This is a genomic window from Alteromonas sp. 76-1, from assembly GCF_900654235.1.
Classification (GTDB): domain Bacteria; phylum Pseudomonadota; class Gammaproteobacteria; order Enterobacterales; family Alteromonadaceae; genus Alteromonas; species Alteromonas naphthalenivorans.
The window spans coordinates 2,882,122-2,902,495 of the sequence record NZ_LR136958.1 but is presented as its reverse complement, the minus strand read 5'-3'; the positions used below and the strand labels follow the sequence as shown (position 1 = coordinate 2,902,495).

Below are 20,374 nucleotides of genomic sequence, written 5' to 3'. Positions count from 1 at the left end.
GGCTCCGATAATGGTTCTGTTTCACAAAACTATTATCTGCGCAATCGTTGTTGAGCGTTGCTCAAGCTCTTTTACAAAGTCGTACCGACTTTGTGATTAGCTGCTTCGCTATCTAAAAATTGCATATCCCTTGGAAGTGTGCCGCAATTGAAGCACCTACCATTCAAAACATGTGAGTGTTGAGGCATACCAAAGCCATTGCATCTTCCGCAGTTTGATGTTTTGGGTTGCCACCTTTGAACATTAAATTCTTCTACTATTGCCTCGGCATCTTTTATCAACTTATCGTTGCTAGTGACTGATAAAAAGCTGCCGACAGAGCCTACATTAAGCAGGTATTTAATTTTTCCAGCAATTTCTATCCTTTCAGGTGGTGTCTTGTGCTGGAAACTCTGGAAGTCTTTTATTAGGCGTCTTAATTTTTCTCGGTCAGGATATTCTTTGAACACCTGACTATTATCACATCGAAAGTTCTTGCTATTGTCTTCAGTGGTACGTGAGGTGACCGCGCTAAGGTAGCGCTTATTTGGTGAATTACTGCCGTTGTATGTCATAACGTTTTCTTCATTTTGTCTATTACAGGGATGCTAAAATTTAAAGCTGGTTGTTTTGTGAGCAACCGTTTTGACTACACCATCTTCCACGACAACGTAAATGCCTTTACATCTTTCAGTGAATTGCGGTTTTAATCCGTTTCGCTCCATAGCTGCAACGGTTTTCTTTTTGCACAAATAAACATGTCCTCCTCTCCTATAAAATTCGTGGCCGTAATCAATCACAGCCTCTATGACATCGAGCTTTATTCCCCTTTGCTGCCCCCTTGTTAAAGCGTGCTGTGTATACATATATACTCCTTTTCACGTTCATTGCTCAATTATTTAAGCTTACATTTAGGCTTTTTTGAAGTCTCAAATTGCCGACTTTTTTCGTTTGGTGTGAGTCGGCAGATTGAGTCTAGTAGAGGTATTATTTCAGGCTATAATGTAAAACGATTGATAAAGGAGAGCGGGTGTGGCAATAGCTAGAGAAGATAGAAAAGTTTTAGATTATTTGTCAGGTAAAGAGCTAAATCAGGGCGAAATGCTTAAGCTCTTGATGAAAAGAGCTGGAATAAAACGAAATGATTGGCACGCAGAGGCAGAAAAAAGAACAGGCCGTGTCTGGGAGTCGAAGTCCCGCATTTCTGATATGTTCAGCGGCAAGCGTCCAATTCCTATGCGGGATATCATTCCTATGATAGATGCATTAAAGCTCTCTCCAGAGGAAACAGACCACTATTGTTGCGAGTTTTTCAGAGCCAACGTGCCGGAAAATCTACAGCGCTATATTTCTCCAACCCGCAGGAACAAGAGATTACTTCTCCTGAATAAGAGAAATGCAGACTTGGAAAAGCAGCGTGAAAACATACTTATCAAGTCCACCTTTCAGAAGAAAGTTGTTTTTGAGCCAAGAATTCTGAGCCTAAAGGAGCAACTAAGCTCGCTTAAACGAGAGTATTTTGACCTGTTAGAGACATATAAAGTTCTTCGAAGGAAAAATGCAGGTTCGAATCACTTTGAGGAGTTTGAACAAGCATATAGTGATTCAGTTAGAGATGGAATCGCTTATGAGGTAGCGGTTGGGGATTTGGATGAACCTGAGAGGTTTGAAGTGCAGGCTATGTTTTCATCCGACGCCTCGCAGAAGCTTTTTAACGCTGAGCGGAAAAAGTGGAGTTTAACTCTCCATGAGATAATAAAGGTCGTTAATGACTTTCCTGATAGGCTACCTCAAATGAATTGCTACTTAACTCATGATGCTGATAAGTGTTTGGAAAAATCGCTGAATGAGCATGAACATCAGTTTTTTGTAACTGGTGATGAGCAATTATCATGTTGGGATTGGCTAAGCCTAAGGCTCAGGCCTAGGTCGCAAGAATACGTTTTGGGAGGGCTTTTTTCAATATGGAAAAAGCAGAATCCAAGTGACTTCGAAATCGCTCAGAATTTCTATAAAAAGTTTTTCGGTGATTCCCAAACATCAATAATGCCTAAAATTAGGGAGTTAAAAGAGGGGGTAGATAATCCTTTTTCGGCTTTTTTAAGAGAACATTTTCGTTTTATGTTCAAGAGCTGTCCAAGTCTTTTTGAGTTGATACGTCCCGAAGACTTTCCTCAAGTTATCGATTACTCAAAGATGGAAAGAGAAGTGTTTAGAGAATATTTTGCCCACTTGGATTCTGGATTAGAAAGCCGTATCTCTTTTTTGAAGTATTATGAATCACTCTCTCCGCCACTAAAAAAGCAAAATGATATCTTCCATAAGCTTGTTCCTGTTGTAGCAACTTATGCCTTTAGTATGACCACCGAGGTTGGCGAGCGAACTTTGGCATGGGTATTCGAGCTATTTGGAAGTGCAGGAGAAAAATTTGAAAGCCCATGTTCATTCTTCATTTCCCGTTGGGATAAGGTTAGCAATTTTGAAAGTATCCAAAAATGTCTGAAAGACCTGTCTAGCGAGCTTATTTCAGAGGGAGAGTCAACTAAAGTTAAAAGAGTAAAAAAAGCACTAGAAGATTTTAAACCGAGGCCTATTGAATTCTAATATGGACTAAACTCTCACATGATTCATTAGGGCTGGATTTTTCTTTCATCGATAAGAAAAAGAGCACCCAGTGGGTGCTCAAAAGCCACTCTATTGTTTACTAAACCAGACACTTTGCCAATGAAAGGTAAGTGATAATAAATAGAACAGTAAAATTAGCATATAGCCTCTTACTCGGGTAAACGGATAACTCTCTGCAAGTTCGAACTCGGTTAGCAGCTGCTCAACAAAAATCATAAACAGAATATCGCCGATGGTCATAAGTTGTGAGCTAAGTACGTCAAACAATGCACTAAAAAACTGCCGGTTAACTTTCGGAATTGACAACGCCGGTGCAGACGTCTTTAGCCTTTTAAAATGACATCTACTTAACATTCTGGTACTTTTACAACTGAACTAACGCCGCGACCAGGCTCGATAAAAGAACAATAAACAAAGGATTGATAGTTCATACGCAAAGGACACGTGCTCCCCCAGTTTAGATAAGTCTGAACCAGTCCTTGGTATGAGTAGCATCGAGGTAACCATGAGTTCAGTGAACAAAAAAGCACTATCAGAAACAGATATCATATCTAAGTACATCATGCCTGCTGTAAAGCAGGCAGGGTGGGATGATATGACGCAAATCCGGCAAGAAGTGAAATTGCGCGATGGTAAAGTCGTCGTTCGCGGAATGGTTGCTGCCCGTAAAAAAGTAAAATCCGCTGATATCGTTCTTTATCACAAACCCTCAATGCCCTTGGCTGTTATAGAAGCTAAAGCCAATAAGCATGAAGTTGGAAAAGGGATGCAGCAAGGGCTGGATTACGCCAAGTTACTCGATGTACCTTTTATTTTCGCTAGTAATGGTGACGGTTTTATTTTTCACGACAAAACCAATCCACATCAACTTGAAACAGAAATCAAGTTAGAAGACTTTCCTACACCTGCTCAGCTATGGGCCAAATACTGTGCTTATAAAGGGTATACAGATTCTCAGTTACCTATAATCACTCAAGATTACCATGATGATGGCTCGGGAAAATCACCACGCTATTATCAGTTGCAAGCTATAAACAAAACAGTTGAAGCTGTCTCCGCAGGACAGGACCGCATTCTACTTGTAATGGCAACAGGTACAGGTAAAACCTATACCGCCTTTCAAATCATTTGGCGCTTGTGGAAAGCCAAAGCCAAAAAGCGTGTTTTATTTCTGGCAGATCGAAATGTGCTAGTAGACCAAACTCGTATAAACGACTTCCAACCTTTCGGTCAGGCAATGACTAAAATTACAGGCAGAAAAGTCGACCCAGCCTACGAAGTTCACTTAGCGCTTTATCAGGCATTAACTGGCCCCGATGAAAGTCAAAAGGCCTATAAGCAGGTCGATCCTGACTTCTTTGATCTTATCGTAATTGATGAGTGCCATAGAGGTAGTGCATCAGAGGAAAGTGCCTGGCGTGAGATTCTTGAATATTTTGGTTCTGCGACTCAAATTGGTTTAACTGCCACACCTAAAGAAACTGATGAAGTGTCTAATATCGATTACTTTGGTGAGCCAGTTTATATGTACTCACTAAAGGAAGGAATTGAAGACGGCTTTCTCGCCCCTTACAAGGTGGTTCGCGTTGATTTAGATATCGACTTGCAAGGCTGGCGACCGACAAAAGGGCAGGTTGATAAGCATGGAAATGAAGTTGATGATCGCATCTATAACCAAAAAGACTTCGACCGCACTTTAGTCATCGATGAACGCACACAACTAGTAGCAGAAACGATTACCAATTACCTGAAGCGAACCGACCCGTTGGCGAAGACGATTGTGTTCTGTAACGACATCGACCATGCCGAACGCATGCGAAGAGCCTTGATCAACTGCAACCCAGAACAGTATGCCAAAAACGATAGGTACGTGATGAAGATCACAGGTGATGATGCCATCGGAAAAGCTCAGTTGGACAACTTCATTAACCCAAAGCGCACTTATCCTGTTATCGCTACTACATCCGAGCTTATGACAACAGGGGTTGATGCGAAAACCTGTAAGCTGGTCGTTCTTGATCAGAACATTCAGAGTATGACCAAGTTCAAACAGATCATCGGTAGAGGTACGCGCATCGATGATAAATTTGGCAAGCTATGGTTTACCATTCTGGATTTCAAAAAAGCTACCGAACTATTTGCTGATGAGCGCTTCGACGGTATTCCTGAAAAAGTTATCAGCGCTAAACCTAGTGATATCAATGATGAGGAATCCGACTTCGACGACATCTTAGAAGGGCAAGACTCAGCGGAATATTCAGAAGGCACGATAGATAGCCCTGATAATGATGGCGAGTTCGATTTTCCAGAAGGTGATGATACACCTCAAACAGGTTGGGATGAAGGCGAAGAAACCACTGTTACTAAGTATCACGTTAATGGTGTAGCGGTTAAGAAAGTGGGAGAGCGAGTTCAATATTACGATGAAGACGGCAAACTCGTTACCGAATCATTTAAAGACTACACCAAGAAAACCCTGACTAAATCTTTTGCGTCCCTTGATGATTTCATCAAGCGTTGGAACAGTGCAGAGCGCAAACAAGCAATCATCGATGAATTAGCTTCTGAAGGAGTTATTTGGGAAGTGTTGGAAGCAGAAATCGGGAAAGAGTTAGACCCTTTTGATATGATATGCCACGTTGTTTTCGACCAGCCTCCGCTAACGCGCAAAGAACGCGCAAACAATGTCAAAAAGCGTAACTACTTCACTAAGTACAGCGAAATGGCACAGGCCGTTTTAAATGAACTGTTGAATAAATACAGTAGTGAGGGCGTAGAAGCGTTGGAAAGCAAAGACGCTCTTAAAACAGGCAAAGTTGTAGAGTTTGGCCGCCCTATCGAAATTGCCAAAAAAGGTTTTGGTGGTAAAAAAGGATACGAAGCCGCTATCGCTGAGCTGGAAAAAGCCATCTACGACTCCACACCAAACAAATCAGCCTGAACAGCGCTCAGGCCGAACGATAAATAATCAGAGAATAAGAAAATATGTCAGTCAGTACCGTTATTAAATCTATCCAGGACATTATGAGAAAAGACGCAGGCGTTGATGGTGATGCTCAGCGTTTAGGCCAGATGTCATGGTTACTCTTCTTAAAAATATTCGATGCCCAAGAAGAAGAGCTAGAATTTGAAATGGATGATTATCGTGAGCCAATTCCATCGCAGTATCTCTGGCGCAACTGGGCAGCTGATGATGAAGGCATTACGGGCGATGAGTTAATGGAGTTCGTGAATGATGACTTGTTCCCTGCGCTCAAAAACCTTACAGCGCCAATTGATAAGAACCCTCGTGGCTTTATCGTGCGTGAAGCGTTTTCCGATGCTTTCAACTATATGAAGAACGGCACGTTGCTACGTCAGGTTATCAATAAGCTCAATGAAGTAGACTTCACCGACTCTAAAGAACGCCACTTATTCGGTGATATCTACGAGCAAATTTTACGCGACTTACAAAGTGCGGGTAACGCAGGTGAATTCTATACGCCCCGTGCAGTAACCCGTTTTATTGTAGACAGAGTAGACCCTAAATTAGGTGATAAAGTATTCGATCCGGCCTGTGGCACTGGCGGGTTTCTAGCCTGTTCCGTTGACCACGTAAAATCAAAATACGTAAAAACCGTAGCCGACCACAAAACGCTGCAAAACCAAATCCACGGCGTCGAGAAGAAACAGTTGCCGCACCTGTTAGCGACTACAAATATGATGCTTCACGGTATTGAAGTACCTGTACAAATTAGGCACGACAACACACTCAATCGCTCACTTTCAAATTGGGACAGCGAGTTCGATGTTATCATCACCAACCCACCTTTTGGTGGAACGGAAGAAGATGGTATCGAAAAAAACTTCCCCTCAGATATGCAAACGCGAGAAACCGCAGACTTGTTCTTACAGCTAATCATCGAGGTATTGAAAGATGGTGGACGTGCCGCAGTAGTATTGCCAGACGGCACTCTTTTTGGTGAAGGTATTAAAACCAAAATCAAAAAGCTGCTCACAGAAGAATGTAATCTGCACACCATAGTAAGACTACCCAAAGGCGTATTTAACCCTTACACAGGCATTAAGACCAACCTGCTCTTTTTCACTAAAGGGAAGCCAACCAAAGAGATTTGGTTTTACGAACACCCTTACCCAGACGGCGTGAAAAACTACTCCAAAACCAAGCCAATGAAGTTTGAAGAATTTAAAACAGAGCAGGAATGGTGGGGTACGGAAGAAGATGGTTATGTCAGCCGTGTAGAGACCGAACAAGCCTGGAAAGTTTCAATTGAAGAGGTCATCGAACGCAACTTCAACCTAGATATTAAAAACCCTCATGTAGGAGAAGTAGAAAATCACGATCCCGATGAATTACTTCAACAATACGAAACACAACAACAAGAAATTCAGGCATTGCGCGGTCAGCTAAAAGGTATTCTAGCGGAAGCTCTGTCATCAGGCTCTGAGGGTAAAGCCTAATGCCAGTAGAAAATATCATTACTGAAAACCTGGATATTTGGACATCGGCAATCAAAACCAAATCACCTTCAGGACGGGGAAGCTCCAAAAAGCTTGAGTTATATGGAATTAATAAGCTTAGAGAGCTTATTCTAGATTTAGCTTTTAAAGGTAAATTAGTTCCTCAAGATTGTAACGATGAGCCTGCTGATATACTTCTCGCAAGTATAGATGAAGAGAAACAAAGGTTAATTCTAGATAAAAAAATAAGAAAACCAAAGGCTCTACCCGACTTACAAGCTATAAATAAGCCATTTGAGATGCCGGAAGGTTGGTCTTGGACTTTCCTAGGGAGGGTTTGTAAAAAGCTAACGGATGGTTCTCATAATCCTCCCTCAGATTCTGGTTCCGGCTATCCTATGTTAAGCAGTCAAAATGTTAATTTTGGACGGATAGACTTTGCAAACCCATCTCGTTTCGTAAATGAAGAAAATTTTCAGAAAGAGCATTTAAGGACTCAAGCTAAACCGAATGATGTTTTATTAAACATTGTCGCTTCTATTGGTCGTTCAGCAGTTGTCCCAGAAAACGCTCCCAAATTCGTTCTTCAGCGAAGTGTGGCTGTATTAGATAGCCAGCTAGATTCACATTTTTTGAGTTGGCAGTTAGTTTCACCCTTGTGCCTCGATTATTATGATAAAAACGCAAAAGGTACTGCTCAAAAAGGAATTTATTTAGGCAAACTCGGTGAAATGTTAATTGTGGTTCCACCGATTAAAGAGCAAGTTAGAATTACCCAAAAGATTGATGAATTGATGGGTCTCTGTGACCAACTAGAGTCACAAACCGAAGCCAGTATCAAGGCACATCAAACACTCTTAAAATCTCTATTAGAAACGCTTACCAATGCAAAAGATGCAGACGAACTAAACGAAAGCTGGCAGCGCATCAGCGAGCACTTCGATGTGCTATTCACCACAGAAGATAGTATCGACCAGCTAAAACAAACCATCCTGCAACTCGCAGTAATGGGCAAACTGGTAAAACAAGACCTCAACGACGAACCCGCATCAAGACTGCTCGAACGCATTGATGCAGAAAAAGAGCAGCTAATCAAAGATAAGAAAATCAAAAAACAAAAGCCGTTGCCGCCCATATCCGATGAAGAAAAGCCATTTGACCTCCCTGATGGGTGGAAGTGGGTAAAGTTCGACCACATAGCCAAAAATGAGAAAAATGCCTTAAAAGCTGGGCCATTCGGCTCCGCACTGAAAAAAAGTTTTTACGTCGAAGATGGATACAAAATTTATGGTCAAGAACAGGTCATTTCTGGTGATGAAAATATAGGTGATTACTATATTAATCAGGAAAAATTTGAATCTCTGATTTCATGTAAAGTTCAGCCAGGAGATATGCTGATAAGCTTGGTTGGTACGATTGGAAAGGTTCTCATTTTGTCACAAGAGGCTAAGCAAGGAATTATCAACCCTCGTTTAGTTAAACTAAGCCTGCACGATGATGTTAGTAGAGAATATATACGTATTGTGCTTGGTAGCCGACTGATACAAGAAGAGTTATTCGACAAGAGCCACGGTTCGACAATGAATGTTCTCAATCTCGGTTTGTTAAGACAACTAGTATTCCCTTTGCCTAAAGTTATAGAGCAAAAAAGGATTGTCACCAGAGTCCATGAGTTGCTTGCGCTTTGTGATAATCTTAAGTGCAAGTTTCAGGCACAACAAAAAGTTAAAGTCAATATTTCACATGCCTTCGTTAAACAGGTCAAATAAGTTTTGGCTAATTTCTTAAGGCTGTAAAACGAAAAAGCTTATAATACGATTGGATAAGCTATTTCTTGCCAATCTAATTCAGGAAGGAACCACTAGTCCACAATTTGACCAAATGTATCCATATAATTTGTCAGGTTGAATTATTAATTTAATAGGCGTGTGAGAAGGAAGTCATGAAATCGAAATTAGATATTAAAGAAAAGATTCTACATTTATTTGAGGATGACTCATTTCCTTCATTGGTTGTCTTGAACGGGAAGTGGGGAATAGGCAAGACTGTCTATATTAAGACTGAGTTTATCCCCAAAGTTGAGAATGCAGCTTATGTTTCGGTTGCAGGTTTAAGAACGAGGGATGACTTTATAAACCATCTTTTGGGGGCTTTAAACAACGTAAACGGAGAAGGAGCTAACTTTCTAGCTAAAAGTTTAAAAACAACTTCGGTTGCTCTGGATAAGGCGCTAGATAAAACTGATAAGGGATTATTGGCTTTTTTCAGTGGAGTGGCTGGAATTGCTAAAGAAACAATGCTGAACCAAATCGGCGAGCGTTTAATCGTCGTTGATGATATCGAGCGCCTCTCTGAAATATCCTTTGCAAAGCAAGTTATAGAGTTATGTTACAACTTAGCTGAGCAGAATGGTACAAAGTTTCTGTTTGCCACTGATTTTGAAAAGTTAAGTGCTGAAAAAGAGTTTAAAGAAAAATTCTTTAACGATGTTGTAGCTTATCAACCGACAGTTGACGATCTTATAAAGATTGCTTTTAGTGATGAAATCTATAAACACCACCATCTTCTTCTTGAAAGTAATCTCACACGACTCGAAGTGGACAACCTTCGAGTAATGATACGAATGAGTAAGCGTATCAAGTTTATTTATTCTGCTGTTTTGCGACAATATGAGGTGAACGAAAAGAGAACCTTAGAAGGTTTAATAAACGACGCTTTTTCAATTATATTTCTCGCTCAGGTAGGTAAGTCAGAAAGTGAGATAAAAGCGTTTTATAGTGCAGCGTATGGGTTTGCTGAAGACGACGAGCTAGACAAGCAATATAGGCAAAAAATTGGTGGTTCATCCATGCCTCTTGAGGGGGCCATCTCAATCTTCAGTGGGAATGATTTCCATTTAAACGATCTATTTAAAGTGGTCAGGTTGTTCTCGAAAGGTGACCCAGTTGATGAAGCCATATACAAAAGCACTATGATCGGCGAGATCCTTACCAAAGATTTTCTAGATCAAAATGTCGATGTTTTAAAAAATTACATCTACAACGAGAAGAGTCCGGATCTTAATAGATGGCTAGAGGCTTGTTCAGCTTACATTACATTGATTATATTTGAATACATTGAAGTAAGTGAAAGTAGTTATTTAGATGAGGTGGAAAACCTTTTTCAAAGTAAGTCATTTACCATATCAGAGGAGCGAGGAAGAATTGTTGAAGTAAAGAATGCTCGTTTATCAGAGTTGGGAGATGAGTATTACGCAACTTGGCAGAAGTATAAAAGAGAGGCGCACTTTGAACATTTATGTGAGGAAGTCGCTGAAGGCTGGCGGTACGAAGCGCTACAAATTGAAGACTGGAAAGTCGAAGCTTTATCACGCTTGGACATAGATTATTGGGTAAAATCCTTCGCTAGCTGGGAGCCATACTCATTTAGAAGGTTAGGAATTTTTTTGCTCGAGCGCTTAGGCTACGATAAACCCAAAAGTCTCTTCTCTATTGAACATGAGGCTCGGTTCTTGAAGTTGATTCATAAAAGCATTGTAGAGTATTATGAAGTAAGCGACTTGGAATTCGGAAGTAAACGAGCTGAAGTGAAAAGATTAGTTTTTTTGAAAGAAAAACAAGAGAAATTTTTAGAGTGCTAGACTTGCCGACTCCAGGCCTCATTTTGTTAAAGTCCCATAACATGTAGAAAGTTTTGATATCCTTGCGCTCCGACTCACTTGATATGTTGGGGTCAAATAGGGGCCAAAAGTTAAGTAATAAAGAGTAATGTTGAGTGATGAAAACGATGTCTAAAACGCTACATTCCGCTGAAAATAACACATCAGCACTCATCAGCAACGAAGCCTCATTTGGCTTCAAAATGCCAGTTTAACCTTTAAATCCCATATCTATTAGCCTGTCGCCTTGTTACAAAACCTAGGTCAAATAGTGAATCGCGCAAAATTTCGCAAATTGACGTTGTTCTGTACACAAAAAACAAGAATACAATGTTTGAGTGTCCACTTCCCGCATCGACTTCTTTTAATACTCCGATGATCTGAGATTCTGTATATCGTGATTTTTTCATAGTCGTCTCCTGCATTAATAATTACAGAAAACTCTAATTATGTCTGTCTCAGTTCAGGGGAAGTGGACATGAGGAGATTTTGTTTTTTTCGTTTGTGAATAAAAAAACAACAAAGGACGCTGTATTTCAAACTAAGCGTAATTTTAGGATGAAACAATTACATTGTTGCTGACTATGCAGTCAATGAAATTGAAAATGCCATATTTTTCATTATATTACAATAAAAATGATGATGTTTTATTCAGGTTTAAAAGCATTTTTAAAGCAAATTTCGCCACATCATAGTTTTTTGGAGTTACTACTTTTTTTCAAATTTATTTTCTAAGGAAAGTCAACACTATGTGTAACACTAGTGCCTTTTCGTTCACAGAAATCTCGAAAACGGCATAGGAAAATCTACTTTTTTTAGTAACATAAGCTCAGTTCAACAAACGAGGTAATGTTCTAAATGAGAAAAATTCGCGTTGCTAAGTACATCAATGAATACTTGTCTGACGATCCTGTTTCGTCTCAAACCGTGATCAACTGGATTAAAAGCGGTGAACTGAAAGGTGCAAAAATGGGCGGTATCTGGCGAGTCCACGTTGATGATATTCGTGAATCAATGACGTATCAAACCCCCAGAGAAGAGTGCTTCAACATCCTGAAGGGGGCAAACTAATTGGATTCAGTACAAATGGGACGTAAACGAAAAATTGAAAACACTGATTTGCCATTGGGACTTTACTCGCGGCCATTGAGGGGGCAAACGCGTTACTTTTATCGTAACTCGAGGGGCAAAGATGCTTACTTTCCGGTCGGATTTAAACTTTCTGATATTAAGCAGTCTGTTATTGACTTTAATAAAGAAAATCGAAATAGCACTGTGTCTTTGAAGCATCGCGTAGATAATTACAACGTACGCGTTTATAAAGTGTGGCCCAAGATAAAGCAAAACCTTGACGAAGAGAATGAGGGCAAATCTAAAAGTACACTGGAAACGTTTGAAAGAGATAGTGCTCGCTTTGTCGCTTTCTTCGCAGATTACTACACGAAAGAGATTAAGCTAGAAGATATTAATAAGTATTTAGATGAGTATCATGCTGATGCCTCTTTTAACGTCCGCAACAGAAAAATTCATTTTCTAAGAACCGTGTTTGCTGAGTTTACAGACTTGAGCTATATGGAACGAAATTATGCGAACGACAAAAAAATTAAGAAAAAGTCTAAAAAAGCTAAATCAAGAACGCCAATTCGTATCTCAAAGTATGCACTCATGATGATGGCTGACAAGGCTGAACCTTTTCTAAAAACAGCAATAATGCTCTCACTTCAAACGTGTCATGCAGTTAACGAGATTGTGAACCTGAAATATTCAGACTGTCACTATTTTTCTAGTCCTAAGTTGTATTGCACTGAAACAGAAACCTATTTAGAGCCAAGCGAAGATACTCCTCAAGAATTTTTAGTCCATGGCATGATGTGGATTTCTCGGGAGAAGAACCAACATACTACTGCTTCAAGAGTTGAGATTCCGATTACTAACGAAATGATGATTACGATTGAGGAATCTGCGCAAGATTTAGGCGAGGCTTTTGTTAAGGGTAGGGAGCCAAGCTGTTCATACATTGTTCACCGTAAAAAGCGTTACCACAAAGTTAATTACTCGGGTGATTTTAACCACCCATGGCAACTGAAGCCTAGCTATTTGAGCAAAGAGTTTTCGAAATTACGGGATTCGTTACAGTTGTATTTGGGAATTGAAGATAGAAGAGAGCGTCCAGGGTTTCACGGCGTTCGCTCTCTTGCAATTTATCTTCATGACAAGCAGGCTGGGGACGAAGAAATTACGATGAATCGGGCAGCGCACTCAGACTTAGGGATGACTCAGCACTACAAGGAAGGCCATGAAAAATTTAAACGAGTTCCTCCATCCACGATTACGCTTTAATACTAAAAACCGCCGAAACGGCGGTTTTTTTATGTCCATAATTGCAAGAAATAAGTGTCACAAAATACAGTGTTTTTTTATTGTAAGTTGCTGTTTTTGCGATGTTTGGTGTTCTTTGAGGTTTTACGAATTTTGAGTTGTTATTTTAGTTTGATTCTGCGTTTAAGTTATTGATTTAATGTTTATTTATAGGGTTAGCTCAATGTCCGCTACAACAAATGGGGTGTCAGGGGTCGGAGGTTCAAATCCTCTCACACCGACCAACTTATCTGCTCCCCGCAGTACACAAGACCAAATCATATCTATTTATTTAAACATTCCAAAACTATCTCAGTTCCACGCCAACACTAATTACTCTTAATACTTAAGACAGTTTTCGTTCAACGAAGCGCTTTAAACAAGTCCATTCTTTTTTTGCTGAAGCCTTAGTGCCATCAAGAGCCATGAAGCTGGCAAACCAACCTAGTGTTAAAATCATCAGTACAGCTCCATTCGTGTCTTTATCATCAACAACTAAAGCCATAGCAAGCATTACGCTGGCCCATATTATCGCGTGACCGAGCACTAATGGTGAATCTGACGAGGAATTGCCTTCAATTTTATTTAATACTCGGCATATTCTTTGGATAATTTTGGCTCGGCCAGAAGACGCCTTCATCTCTGCTTCGGGGTAGCCCAATTCACTGGTCGCTTTTTCGAAAGCGAGCTGTTCATTGGTACCTGAATTTACATCTTGTTCGATAATGCAATATAAGTGGTCTTTCAACTCATCAATTTTATCTGCATCCCAGATATTGTGAGAGACAACCTTATTACACCAATTCTCAACAGCGTTATCGAGATCAAACATGCGTTATTCTCCTTTGAAAGACATAAGTAAAGTGTATAGCTGATGCCACTGTTCTTGCATCTTGAGTAATTCTTTGCGGCCTTCATCCTGCAAGGTGTAATACTTTCGCTTTCTACCCGTGTCGGCCTTACCCCAATAGGATTCAATGAAGTCGTTTTTCTCCATGCGATGTAAAATGGGATATAGCATTCCATCAGCCCATTCAAGCAAACCGTTTGAATGCTCTTTTACCTGCTGAATAATTTCGTAACCATAACTGTCACCATTCTTCAAAATAGAGAGTATTAACGGCGTTGCCGAAGCCGCGACTAAGTCTTTTGCAATTATCGAAGCCATAGCGTCTCTTTGCATAGAAGTGTTATGTAAAACTTACATAACACTTCTATGTATTGCAATGGTTATTTTTTGAGCGGGAGCTAAGCTACTAAAACGCAGGAGAAAATAGCAGTGTTAAGTAAGTAAGTATGTATTTGATTACCCGCTAGTGGTGGGTGTCCAATGATTGCTTTGAACCAATTACGATGGGTGTCCAATAATTACCGCGCTCACTAGTCAATTGAAACGTTCCCTCACAATTTAACTGCTTTTAGTGTTTACTTATTGTGATATAAACACTAATTAAAGCCATTGTATTAATCGTTCAGGAGTACGTAAATGGAATTAGACACCTTGCTGGGATACGTTTTTTCGTATCAAATCATCTTACTTGTGCTTATTGTTATTACCCTTAAATCGTCAATAAAATTTGTACCTCAAAACCGTGCGTACATTATTGAGCGCTTTGGTAAATACAACACCACCTTGGAAGCCGGTCTTAACTTTATTGTTCCGTTTATTGATAAGGTTGCTGCAAACCGCTCTTTAAAAGAGCAGGCGGGCGACGTTCCAGAGCAATCTGCCATCACTAAAGACAACATCACTCTAAGTGTTGATGGTGTGTTGTATTTCAAAGTGGTAGACCCTTACAAAGCCACCTACGGTGTAGAAGATTATACGTTTGCGGTAACGCAGTTGGCGCAAACCACCATGCGCTCTGAACTTGGAAAAATGGAATTAGACAAAACCTTCGAAGAGCGAGACTTATTGAATACTAATATTGTGTCTGCGCTTAACGAAGCCGCTGCGCCATGGGGCGTTCAGGTATTGCGTTACGAGCTAAAAGATATTAATCCGCCGAACTCAGTGCTAGATGCGATGGAACAGCAAATGAAGGCGGAACGATTAAAACGCGCCCAGATTTTAGAATCTGAAGGTGATCGTCAAGCAGCGATTAACCGCGCCGAAGGTGATAAGCAAGCCATCGTTCTTGCCGCTGAAGCCGATAGAGAAGAGCAAATACTAAAAGCCGACGGTGAAGCGCAAGCGATTATTCGTGTTGCTCAAGCAGATGCAGAAGCCATTGAAACGGTGGGTAAAGCGGCCGCAACCCAAGAAGGGCAAAAAGCTGTGCAGCTTGAGCTGGCGAAAGGCGCTATTCAGGCAAAAGAGAAAATTGCAAAAGAGTCTTCCATTGTATTGCTGCCTGATAGTGGAACAGAAATAGGTAATGTTGTGGCGCAAGCAATGACAATTGCGAACACAATAGGTAAGAAGGCGTAGCCATGGATAATATGTTTACCAACTTACCGCACTTTTTAATTGGCATAGGTTTATTATTGCTAATTATCGAAGTATTAATGGGTTTCACCACAATACTTCTGTTGACGTTGGGCATTGCAATGATGCTGGTGTCTGGCCTTATGTATATTGGAATACTCAATGAGGCATTGTTAGATGCGTTTATTGCCATCGCGATTATTGATGCAATCCTTACATTAGTGCTTTGGCGTCCATTGAAGCTACTTCAAAAAGATCGCGCTCCTAAAGAGGTAAAGTCAGACTGGATCGGAACACAGTTCGATTTAGAAAGTGACGTGGCTCCTGGGGCGCCCGGTACCGCGCGATTTTCTGGCGTGGTATGGACAGTTAAATCTTCATCGGCCATAAAAAAGGGCGCAACGGCAGAAGTGGTGAAAGTGGAAGTAGGCGTTCTACACGTTCAGCCGGTGTAACAAACACAAAAAAGGGTCAGAGTTAATTCACCATTTCAAAGTACTCTGATCCTCTTATCACCTTTCCGTTTTCCTCCTTCACGCTTTCCCTCCCGTCAAATACTGGCAGTGGGTATCCACAAAACCTCCAATTTACTTGTAGCTCGCAGAGTGGGTGCTCATAAAGTTAGATACCCTTAAAATTACTGTGGGTGTCCACAAAGCCTCTCTCAAATTTTAACTCGATTTCCACATCTTTATTTTCGAGTTTGGTGTAAAATACGGTTATCACGCATGAGCTGTTGTTCTAGTTTATTTGTGCGAAGGCATCTGAATATATCTAAGTATAAAGGGTGCGCTTATTTCTAATCTTGCCATCATTTTTGAACGGTGCAGGAAGTTGAACCGCTACACATCTATTCACGTTGAAAGCTAGAACCGCTGTAATATTGAACATACAAAATATGAGATTTATAAATGACGAAATTTGATGACAGAGTTAAAGAGATAATTACTAAACACCCTAACTTAACGCAAGAAGAAGCGATTAAGATTGTAACCGACAAGAACGAGCGCAAGAAAAAGAAAAGAGCGGAACGTTCCGACAAGAAATAGCCCGTTTAAAGCCTCGCTATAAAAGTGGGTGTCATAGCCATAAAATATAAAGCAATGTGTAGTTCAATTCCCACGCATCTTTAAGATTTGTACTAGTCTACTTCGACTATCAATAAAAAGCCCCAAACACATCGTGTTTGGGGCTTTTGTGTAGCTATGTAAAGTAACGCTAATTCACAACGTTACCGGCTAGACACAATTAGATTTAGTTATCTTCAATCGGCGTGTTTTCAGTAATAGGTACTGTGTTAACGTCGGTATCCAAGGTTTCTACCGCGTGTTTCACACCTGCTGCATAATCTGGATGTACTTTTTCTAACACGGCATACCAGCGCTCTTTCACGCTATCTGAGCATGGGCCCATGGCCGCCGCGTAGTTCTTATACATACGCTCTTTTTGTGCGTCATCAAACATCTCATAAAGTTTACGAGGTTGAACGTAATCAACATCCGCATCTTCTTGATAATATCTGTCTGCATCGCCGTCAATGCGAAGTGGCGGCTCTTTTACCGAGAAATCTGCCACAGGACCTTCGTGTTGGTTTGGCTCGTAGTACGCATCAGGATTGCCAAAATCGTTGGTAAAGAAGCGCATTGCACCGTCTTTATGATAGTGGTTTACCTTACTGTTTTTAGGCGCATTAGCGGGTAGCGCTTCATAATGCGTGCCTAAACGGTATCTGTGTGCATCAGCATACGAAAAGATTCGTGCCTGCAACATTTTGTCAGGGCTGAAACCAATGCCAGGTACAACGTTGGATGGGCTGAATGCCGCATTTTCAATCATTTGGAAATAGTTTTCAGGGTTTTGATTCATTTCCAGCTCGCCTACTTGAATAAGCGGGTAATCATCATGCGGCCATACTTTTGTTAAGTCGAAAGGGTTAAAAGCTTGCTTACCAGCATCTTCTTCCGGCATAGCCTGAATGTACATAGTCCATTTCGGGAAGTTCCCTTCATCTATGGCGTTATACAGTTCTTCTTGATACTTTTCTCGCGTACTACCAATAATCTTCTCAGACGTTTCATTGGTGTAGTTCTTAATGCCTTGCTGGGTCTTGAAGTGAAACTTCACCCAATGACGTTTGCCGTCTTTGTTCCACATGCTGAAAGTATGGCTTCCATAACCATTCATATGCATAGGCGATACGGGTATACCTCTATCAGACATCAGAATAGTCACTTGGTGTACACTTTCTGGCTGGCCTGCCCAGAAGTCGAACATGGCTTCTGGTGAACGAAGGTTGGTTTTAGGGTGGCGTTTTTGGGTGCGAATAAAATCAGGGAATTTGTAGCCATCACGAACGAAGAACACTGGGGTATTGTTACCTACCATATCCCAGTTGCCTTGTTCGGTATAAAACTTCAGACTGAAACCACGCACATCGCGCTCGGTGTCAGCCGCGCCAGATTCGCCTGCTACGGTTGACCACCTGCTTAGCACTTCAGTTTGCTTGCCTACCTGTGAAAAAATATCAGCGCAAGAATAGTCGGTAATATCATGAGTAACCGTGAAAGTACCTTGAGCTCCCCAGCCTTTAGCGTGAACAACGCGCTCTGGAATACGCTCTCGGTTTTGGTGAGCTAGTTTTTCTAGCAATTGATAATCTTGAAGAAGAGCGGGGCCACGTGGTCCTGCCGTTTTAGTTGTTTCGTTACTCGCAACTGGGGCGCCAGCTGATGTTGTTAATTCGGGTTTTTTAGCCATTGTAAATATCCTTTTGGGCTTTGCATAAAGCCAGTTTCCGTTGCAACCATAGTCGCTCGACTATGGGCTTTATATTTTTACGGTACAATGCATGAAAGAGTTTAGAAATGATTACGCAGGTGAAAGAATAAAATCAGAAGCGGGTGGGGAAGTTTACTTACTCTTTGTTCTTTGACGGCTCTATAAGGTTAACAATCTGCTGCTATGATAGATTCAAGTATAGTGATAATAACATCCGGAAGGGGTTCTCCGATAACTTGTTCGGCCGCTAACGACACTTTGTAATTGGCATTTTGCCCCTGCATAACCAGGGCTGCATTTAAATCGTCAGATAAATAGGGCTGTACAAGAGTTTGAATGTCTGACCAAGCGATATCATTGCATTCCACTACAATCTTGTGTGATTGTCGCGCTTGCTTCGGGTCAAAAGCGTAGCTGTTTACTGAAAGTGCCGTCAGTATTAATGCAAATGCAACGTACTTCATTGCTGGTGCCTTACAAAGATAATTAGGGGCGTAATGAAAAGTTACACTATTGAAGCAAGCAATAGCCAGTAGTAATAACGTTTTTTGTTCAATTTAAGGCAATCGTAAAAGGTACTTTAAATTGGGGTTTTGGCTTTCCATCTGCATCCGTTTTCCTAATTAACCACGCTTGAACAATCATGTTCACTTTGCCGTCTATTTTGTTAAAACCAATTGTCATCATGTGTTCATTCGTTCTGTCTTGCCAGTATGAAGAAAACCATCTGCCTTTCGTTGTGGTGAGCTGGTATGGCTCATCATAATAGTTAACGTTACTTTCTGGCCAATCTACATCCAGCTTGGCTTTCGGGTCGGGAAATTTTTCGGGGCAATAACTTGGTTTAGATGAGGCAACAGAGTTCACGCCAGTAAGGTTCGATGTTGGTGATGCCACAACTTCAATAAGTTTAACGCCTTGTGTACCAATATCTACTGAGCATATACGGCCAAAGTGCACGTCGCCCGACAGTACAACAATGTCATGGCTGGCAGTAGCAAGGGCATTTAAAAGCGCGGTGTATTGTTTTTTAAAGCTTAGCAAGTTGCGTTCTAGATTATTTTTTTGGGTGACTAAAACCTGTGGAATGACCAATACCCCAGGTGTGGTAAGTGTGGTTATCCATTCAGTGAGCTCAGCAAATCCCGCTTTGTTGATAAACTGGGTTTTTGACCGTGAAGAGCGTAAATCGGCGATGCAAAAAGACAAATCATTACCAATGGTGAAGGTTTCGACCAGCGCTTTCGTTTGCTGAATGCGCTTAACACCATCTTCAGATGCGCCTTTCCACGCGGCGCGAATTTTAGGGATTTTCAACATGTATAGGGTAGGTACTATGCCATCATAAAACGGGTAATCATTCCAATATTCGTGGTCGTCCGGTAGCATCCATGTGCCGCCACGAGAAAGCATGCTTCCTAGTGCTTGCCAGTGTTTTGCGTAGTCATCGGCAATTCTAAGTCTTACTTCGTTGGTTAGCGGGGAAAGAGAGTCAGCGCCAATATCTAAGTAAACTTGGTCGCCTACCATGAACTTTATGTCGGGTTTAAACACCTTATTATTGTTTGCGAACAGCGTTTTGAAGGCTTGAGCAGTTTGGCCATAGTCTTTGTGTTCATAGAAACAGCTGCTTAAAGAAACCGTAAAAGCGTTTGTCTCGCTGGTGGGAAGTGCTAAAGGCAAGGTACTGAAATAAGCCGTTTTTAACAGAAGCCAATCGCCTGCGTAATCCAGAGCATCGCCTTCTAGTTGTTGAAAAAAAACCACTTTGTATTCTTGATTTGGCAGCAAGTTATCCAGCGTTAAAAGCACATAAAATCGCTTGCTGACGCGGCGAAAAGGGCGTTGCCATTGATCTAGCGTAATATCTACTCGGCTTATCTCGGTATTATTTATATATACAATTATACGGCTAAGCGCCGGTTTTCTTAAATAAGGGAATAAAGTGCCCGTCCAAATTTCAGCACTGTGTTCTGAAACCTTATGAGGCACTAAGCTCCAAACCGATGTCTCTGAAAGAAGATCGGGTATCTCGTTCTCAATACTGCTCCGATTGACTATTTCCATATAGCAGCCCGCGTGAGTTA

At 41.1% G+C, this 20,374-nt stretch carries 18 protein-coding genes; 10 read left to right on the top strand and 8 right to left on the bottom strand.

The features are described from left to right. Positions 1-71: 71 nt before the first annotated feature. Positions 72-554 (bottom strand): hypothetical protein, encoded by a 483-nt coding sequence (locus tag ALT761_RS12560; RefSeq protein WP_129739141.1) that lies wholly within the window; start codon positions 552-554, stop codon positions 72-74. 33 nt (positions 555-587) lie between these two features. After that, positions 588-845: a DUF4258 domain-containing protein gene (locus tag ALT761_RS12555; protein WP_129739139.1), complete on the bottom strand. Its 258-nt coding sequence runs from the start codon at positions 843-845 to the stop codon at positions 588-590. 166 nt (positions 846-1,011) lie between these two features. On the opposite strand from ALT761_RS12555, the gene ALT761_RS12550 reads away from it, so the two are divergent. Next, positions 1,012-2,583 (top strand): helix-turn-helix domain-containing protein, encoded by a 1,572-nt coding sequence (locus tag ALT761_RS12550; RefSeq protein ID WP_129739137.1) that lies wholly within the window; start codon positions 1,012-1,014, stop codon positions 2,581-2,583. A gap of 90 nt (positions 2,584-2,673) precedes the next feature. On the opposite strand, the gene ALT761_RS12545 is transcribed toward ALT761_RS12550, so the two are convergent. Beyond that, positions 2,674-2,958: a hypothetical protein gene (locus ALT761_RS12545; protein WP_129739135.1), complete on the bottom strand. Its 285-nt coding sequence runs from the start codon at positions 2,956-2,958 to the stop codon at positions 2,674-2,676. Positions 2,959-3,109: 151 nt separating this feature from the next. Between ALT761_RS12545 and hsdR the strand changes: the two genes are divergently transcribed. The 6 genes from hsdR (at position 3,110) to ALT761_RS12515 (ending at position 13,063) form a co-directional block, all read left to right on the top strand. Further along, positions 3,110-5,545, top strand: coding sequence for an EcoAI/FtnUII family type I restriction enzme subunit R (hsdR, locus tag ALT761_RS12540; protein WP_129739133.1), 2,436 nt, complete (start codon positions 3,110-3,112; stop codon positions 5,543-5,545). Between the two features lie 44 nt (positions 5,546-5,589). Beyond that, on the top strand, positions 5,590-7,065 hold the full coding sequence (locus ALT761_RS12535) for a type I restriction-modification system subunit M (RefSeq protein ID WP_129739131.1): 1,476 nt from the start codon (positions 5,590-5,592) through the stop codon (positions 7,063-7,065). Further along, positions 7,065-8,834, top strand: a complete 1,770-nt coding sequence (locus ALT761_RS12530) for a restriction endonuclease subunit S (protein WP_129739129.1) — start codon at positions 7,065-7,067, stop codon at positions 8,832-8,834. The genes ALT761_RS12535 and ALT761_RS12530 overlap by 1 nt, the downstream gene beginning before the upstream one ends. Positions 8,835-9,007: 173 nt before the next feature. Further along, complete coding sequence (locus tag ALT761_RS12525) at positions 9,008-10,705, top strand: P-loop NTPase fold protein (protein ID WP_129739127.1); 1,698 nt, start codon at positions 9,008-9,010, stop codon at positions 10,703-10,705. 876 nt (positions 10,706-11,581) lie between these two features. Then, positions 11,582-11,794 (top strand): helix-turn-helix domain-containing protein, encoded by a 213-nt coding sequence (locus tag ALT761_RS12520; protein WP_129739125.1) that lies wholly within the window; start codon positions 11,582-11,584, stop codon positions 11,792-11,794. Continuing rightward, positions 11,795-13,063 (top strand): hypothetical protein, encoded by a 1,269-nt coding sequence (locus tag ALT761_RS12515; RefSeq protein ID WP_129739123.1) that lies wholly within the window; start codon positions 11,795-11,797, stop codon positions 13,061-13,063. A 364-nt stretch (positions 13,064-13,427) separates the two neighbouring features. Here ALT761_RS12515 and ALT761_RS12510 read toward each other — a convergent pair whose 3' ends face one another. Beyond that, positions 13,428-13,913 (bottom strand): hypothetical protein, encoded by a 486-nt coding sequence (locus ALT761_RS12510; protein ID WP_129739121.1) that lies wholly within the window; start codon positions 13,911-13,913, stop codon positions 13,428-13,430. A 3-nt stretch (positions 13,914-13,916) separates the two neighbouring features. After that, positions 13,917-14,249 carry a PadR family transcriptional regulator gene (locus ALT761_RS12505; protein ID WP_013783574.1) on the bottom strand — a complete coding sequence of 111 codons (333 nt, stop codon included), beginning with the start codon at positions 14,247-14,249 and terminating at the stop codon, positions 13,917-13,919. Between the two features lie 318 nt (positions 14,250-14,567). On the opposite strand from ALT761_RS12505, the gene ALT761_RS12500 reads away from it, so the two are divergent. The 3 genes from ALT761_RS12500 (at position 14,568) to ALT761_RS20645 (ending at position 16,558) form a co-directional block, all read left to right on the top strand. Then, complete coding sequence (locus tag ALT761_RS12500; protein ID WP_013783575.1) at positions 14,568-15,512, top strand: slipin family protein; 945 nt, start codon at positions 14,568-14,570, stop codon at positions 15,510-15,512. Positions 15,513-15,514: 2 nt separating this feature from the next. Continuing rightward, positions 15,515-15,964 (top strand): NfeD family protein, encoded by a 450-nt coding sequence (locus ALT761_RS12495; protein ID WP_129739119.1) that lies wholly within the window; start codon positions 15,515-15,517, stop codon positions 15,962-15,964. A 456-nt stretch (positions 15,965-16,420) separates the two neighbouring features. Beyond that, the gene (locus tag ALT761_RS20645) at positions 16,421-16,558 is read left to right on the top strand and encodes a hypothetical protein (protein ID WP_013783578.1); all 138 of its coding nucleotides are present in this window, start codon (positions 16,421-16,423) and stop codon (positions 16,556-16,558) included. Positions 16,559-16,763: 205 nt separating this feature from the next. Here the strand turns inward: ALT761_RS20645 and ALT761_RS12490 are convergent, their stop codons facing one another. The 3 genes from ALT761_RS12490 to ALT761_RS12480 form a co-directional block, all read right to left on the bottom strand. Next, positions 16,764-18,266, bottom strand: coding sequence for a catalase (locus ALT761_RS12490; RefSeq protein ID WP_129739117.1), 1,503 nt, complete (start codon positions 18,264-18,266; stop codon positions 16,764-16,766). A gap of 188 nt (positions 18,267-18,454) precedes the next feature. Then, positions 18,455-18,751 carry a hypothetical protein gene (locus ALT761_RS12485; RefSeq protein ID WP_129739115.1) on the bottom strand — a complete coding sequence of 99 codons (297 nt, stop codon included), beginning with the start codon at positions 18,749-18,751 and terminating at the stop codon, positions 18,455-18,457. An 88-nt stretch (positions 18,752-18,839) separates the two neighbouring features. Further along, positions 18,840-20,354 carry a hypothetical protein gene (locus ALT761_RS12480; RefSeq protein ID WP_232043449.1) on the bottom strand — a complete coding sequence of 505 codons (1,515 nt, stop codon included), beginning with the start codon at positions 20,352-20,354 and terminating at the stop codon, positions 18,840-18,842. Between the last annotated feature and the right edge of the window lie 20 nt (positions 20,355-20,374).

Excerpts from the sequence above, each read along its gene's own strand:
- ALT761_RS12560 (WP_129739141.1), bottom strand. The coding sequence starts at position 554 with ATGACATACAACGGCAGTAATTCACCAAATAAGCGCTACCTTAGCGCG.
- ALT761_RS12555 (WP_129739139.1), bottom strand. The coding sequence starts at position 845 with ATGTATACACAGCACGCTTTAACAAGGGGGCAGCAAAGGGGAATAAAG.
- ALT761_RS12545 (WP_129739135.1), bottom strand. The coding sequence starts at position 2,958 with ATGTTAAGTAGATGTCATTTTAAAAGGCTAAAGACGTCTGCACCGGCG.
- hsdR (WP_129739133.1), top strand. The coding sequence starts at position 3,110 with ATGAGTTCAGTGAACAAAAAAGCACTATCAGAAACAGATATCATATCT.
- ALT761_RS12535 (WP_129739131.1), top strand. The coding sequence starts at position 5,590 with ATGTCAGTCAGTACCGTTATTAAATCTATCCAGGACATTATGAGAAAA.
- ALT761_RS12530 (WP_129739129.1), top strand. The coding sequence starts at position 7,065 with ATGCCAGTAGAAAATATCATTACTGAAAACCTGGATATTTGGACATCG.
- ALT761_RS12525 (WP_129739127.1), top strand. The coding sequence starts at position 9,008 with ATGAAATCGAAATTAGATATTAAAGAAAAGATTCTACATTTATTTGAG.
- ALT761_RS12520 (WP_129739125.1), top strand. The coding sequence starts at position 11,582 with ATGAGAAAAATTCGCGTTGCTAAGTACATCAATGAATACTTGTCTGAC.
- ALT761_RS12510 (WP_129739121.1), bottom strand. The coding sequence starts at position 13,913 with ATGTTTGATCTCGATAACGCTGTTGAGAATTGGTGTAATAAGGTTGTC.
- ALT761_RS12505 (WP_013783574.1), bottom strand. The coding sequence starts at position 14,249 with ATGGCTTCGATAATTGCAAAAGACTTAGTCGCGGCTTCGGCAACGCCG.
- ALT761_RS12500 (WP_013783575.1), top strand. The coding sequence starts at position 14,568 with ATGGAATTAGACACCTTGCTGGGATACGTTTTTTCGTATCAAATCATC.
- ALT761_RS12495 (WP_129739119.1), top strand. The coding sequence starts at position 15,515 with ATGGATAATATGTTTACCAACTTACCGCACTTTTTAATTGGCATAGGT.
- ALT761_RS20645 (WP_013783578.1), top strand. The coding sequence starts at position 16,421 with ATGACGAAATTTGATGACAGAGTTAAAGAGATAATTACTAAACACCCT.
- ALT761_RS12490 (WP_129739117.1), bottom strand. The coding sequence starts at position 18,266 with ATGGCTAAAAAACCCGAATTAACAACATCAGCTGGCGCCCCAGTTGCG.
- ALT761_RS12485 (WP_129739115.1), bottom strand. The coding sequence starts at position 18,751 with ATGAAGTACGTTGCATTTGCATTAATACTGACGGCACTTTCAGTAAAC.
- ALT761_RS12480 (WP_232043449.1), bottom strand. The coding sequence starts at position 20,354 with ATGGAAATAGTCAATCGGAGCAGTATTGAGAACGAGATACCCGATCTT.